The sequence below is a fragment of the Frankia sp. AgKG'84/4 genome (genome assembly GCF_023242965.2).
Taxonomy (GTDB): Bacteria; Actinomycetota; Actinomycetes; order Frankiales; family Frankiaceae; genus Frankia.
Genome location: NZ_JALKFU020000605.1, coordinates 1 through 3,081, shown reverse-complemented (window position 1 = coordinate 3,081; position 3,081 = coordinate 1). Strand labels below are relative to the sequence as shown.

2 protein-coding genes and 1 pseudogene are annotated in these 3,081 nt (G+C 74.0%); all 3 read left to right on the top strand.

The window, feature by feature from the left end; translation table 11 throughout:
* Nucleotides 1–306: 306 nt before the first annotated feature.
* Nucleotides 307–831: a hypothetical protein gene (locus MXD58_RS23855; RefSeq protein WP_250609966.1), complete on the top strand. Its 525-nt coding sequence runs from the start codon at nucleotides 307–309 to the stop codon at nucleotides 829–831.
* Between the two features lie 440 nt (nucleotides 832–1,271).
* Nucleotides 1,272–1,697, top strand: coding sequence for a hypothetical protein (locus tag MXD58_RS23850; protein ID WP_248840983.1), 426 nt, complete (start codon nucleotides 1,272–1,274; stop codon nucleotides 1,695–1,697).
* Between the two features lie 97 nt (nucleotides 1,698–1,794).
* Nucleotides 1,795–3,081 (top strand): annotated as a pseudogene (locus MXD58_RS23845) (hypothetical protein); the annotation flags it as partial.

The following is a 3,081-nucleotide window of genomic DNA, read 5'->3' as shown; positions in this document are numbered from 1 at the left end:
GTGCGCAGCTCCCCCGCGGCCGCGGGGGCCCGCCCGGTCGCTGCCGAGCGCGTGGCACCGGCCGGGCGACGACCCGCCCAGAACCCGACAGCGGGTTCTTCGCAACGCCCGAGTTCCCGCCGTCCGGGCGGATTCGCCGACGCCCCGGGGGTGTCCGGCGTGCTCGACGAGGTCAGCTCCACCGGGGTCCACTCGCCACTGCCATCCGACGGACCCGGCCCTTCTTCCACCGGCGGGAGAACGGGCCGTCGACCCGCCGCGGGGAATCCCGATGTCCCCGGCGGGCAACCGGCGAACGGTCTCGGCATGACACCACTGGGGTGGCTCGACGCGAACGGGGAGCGCGACGCCCGCGCATCCGCGACCGACCGCCGTGACGTCAATCGCCCGAGCGCTAATAGCCGTGACGTCGTTGGCCGCGAGATCGACCGCTATGACGTGGAGCGTCATGACATCGACCGCTATGAGATCGACCGCTATGACGTCGACCGCTATGACGTCGACCGCGGAGGCGTCGGGGCTCGTGATGTGGCACGCGGGAATGCGGACCATCGCGACGCCATTGGCCGGGCCGCGCGAGGCGGTGGGAGCGAGGGCGACGGCGGTCGGGACGACGAGGTCGGCGGGGTGCGCAACGGCCGCGGGCGTCCCCGGTCCCGGCCCCTGACGCTGGTCCAGGTGCTGATCGTGATTGCCGTCCTGGTCGTGGGGACTTCGCTCGGCCGGACCCTGGTGCTGCCTGGTGACGCCGGCGTGCTGACCCGGGTCGCGGCCTGGGGTCGGGCGAATCACCTTTCGTTCCTCGTCGACGGGGCCGAGCGGCTGCGTTGACCGGCTACCGGTCGGGGGCGCCGGTGCGGGCGCCCCTGTGCGTGGTGGTCGGAAGGGGGAGTGCACCTCGACATTTCAGGGTCGGACGGCGGCTCGTCCGGTTTGCCAGATTGAGGCCGGATGTTGTCAAACGTTGGCGTACTTGTCGTTTGATGGTCGTGTGGGCGCGAGATCCCAGCAATATCCGGGTGCCAGGTGATCTTTCGGTGGCCGCGGGGTTCGCGCGCGCGGCGCGCTGATGCGGCCGCTCGGAAATTGCCGCGTTCCAGTTCGCCGAATCCCTTGCATCCACCCGGTCTTGGCGTGTCCAATCGGTATTGGTAGGTCTGTCGCATTCCGTCGACCTCGTCTCGTCCGCGCCGCTGCCGGGCCTCTGATCGCCGATGTCGACTGAACGCACATCCCGGCCTGCCACGCCAGCAGGCATCCAAGGAGGCCACGTGCGTCCGAGACCCGCCGCAGTCCCCGCGGCGCCGCTGCTCGGCGACGCCGGCCATGGCGTCGCGGAGCAGGGCCGTGCGGTGTCGGGGCCTTCCGGCTCGGTGGGTGCCGACCTGTCCGACGGGCCCGGTCGCCCGGCCACCCCGGTCGAGGCCGACCTGATCGCGGCCGCCGTCCTCGACAGCCCGTTGGTCTCCGCCGTCGTGGCGGAAGACCTGCGTATCAGCGGCATCCGGACGTCGACCGGCGCGCCGGACTGGGCCTTCGCCGTCCTGCGTCCGCTTGGCGCCCCGGATCCGGCGATCGCCGTGCTGCGCTGGGACACCTGCTGCGGCTGGGTGCTGGACCAGGTCGGCACGGCCAGGTTCGGCCGGCACGGCTGCGAGACGGCCGCGCGTTCGGGCGAGGCCGCGCACTCGGCCTAGCCGGCGCGCGGGGGTCGTCGCCGCCGCCCGCACGCCGCGCGGGTAGATGGCCGCCCGTCGGCCGCGTGGCGCGCCAGCTACCGTCATGAGAGTGTCCATGCCGGCCGAGGAGGCGCACGACGGGTCCGCGACTCTGGCGGACTGGCTGCGCGCGCAGTCGGACGAGGCGGTCGTCCGCCTGTTCCTGCTGCGGCCAGATCTCGCCACGCCGCCACCACCCGACTTCGACGTGCTGGCCGCGCGTCTGGAGGTCCGGGTCAGCGTCGCGCGCGCGATAGAGCGCCTCGACACCGGCACCTCCGAGGTGCTGCAGGCGCTGACGATCCTGCCTGCCGATGTGTCGCTCACGCGGCTGGCGGCCTTCTGCGGGCATTCGGCCGTCGCCGGGGCGGTGCGTCGGCTGCGCGAACTCGGCCTGGTCTGGGGCGGCGACGCCGCGTTGCGAGTCGTCGGGATGGCCATCGATCTTGTCGGGGTCCGACCGTTGGGGCTCGGCCGGCCCGTGCGGGAGTGCCTGCTGGCCTACCGGCAGTTCCAGCTCACCCGCCTGGCCGATGGGTTCGCTCTGCCGACGCCCCGGGCGGCGGAGGCGGCCCTCGACGGTGAACGGGGTACCCGGACCGAGCTGGTCGACGCCATCGGCGCGCTGTTCGACGATCCGGACCGGGTGCGGGACTGGCTGGGCGCATGCTCACCGCGGGCCCGCGAACTGCTCGACCGGCTGGCCGTCGGGCCCGCCCTGGGCACGACGACGGAGGCCGGCCGCCTGCTCTCCCTGGACGTCACCCGCAGCCCGATCGAGGAGCTGCTGGCCCGAGGCCTGGTCGTCGGCATCGACGACGAGACCGTCGAGCTGCCCCGGGAGGTCGGCCTCGCGGTCCGCGGGGACAACCCGGCCGGTCGGCTGCATCCGGACCCGCCGCCCGTCGAGGGGACCGTCGTCGGTGCGGCCTCCGCCGACAGCACGGCGGCGCTCGCCGCGGACACAGTGGTCCGCTGGGTGACGACAGTCCTGGATGCCTGGGGGACGGCGCCGGTGACCCCTCTGCGCACCGGCGGCCTGAGCGTGCGTGACCTGCGTGCGGTGGCCCGCCTGATCGACACCGACGAGCGCGTCGCCGCCTTCGTGGTCGAGCTCGCCGCCGCCGCCGGGCTCGTCGACGCCACGGCCGGCGTCGACGTCCAGTTCGTGCCGACGGCCGCCTACGACCGCTGGAGCACCGAGCTGGTCGCGGCCCGCTGGGCCCTGCTGGCCGAGGGCTGGCTGCGCGCGCCGACCGCCGCCTGGCTGGTGGGCGAACGGGACGAGCGCGGCCGGCAGATCGCGGCGCTGTCGCTGGATGTGCGCCGGTCGGCCGCGCCGGAGCTGCGGGCCGAGGTGGTG

Excerpts from the sequence above, each read along its gene's own strand:
- MXD58_RS23855 (WP_250609966.1), top strand. The coding sequence starts at position 307 with ATGACACCACTGGGGTGGCTCGACGCGAACGGGGAGCGCGACGCCCGC.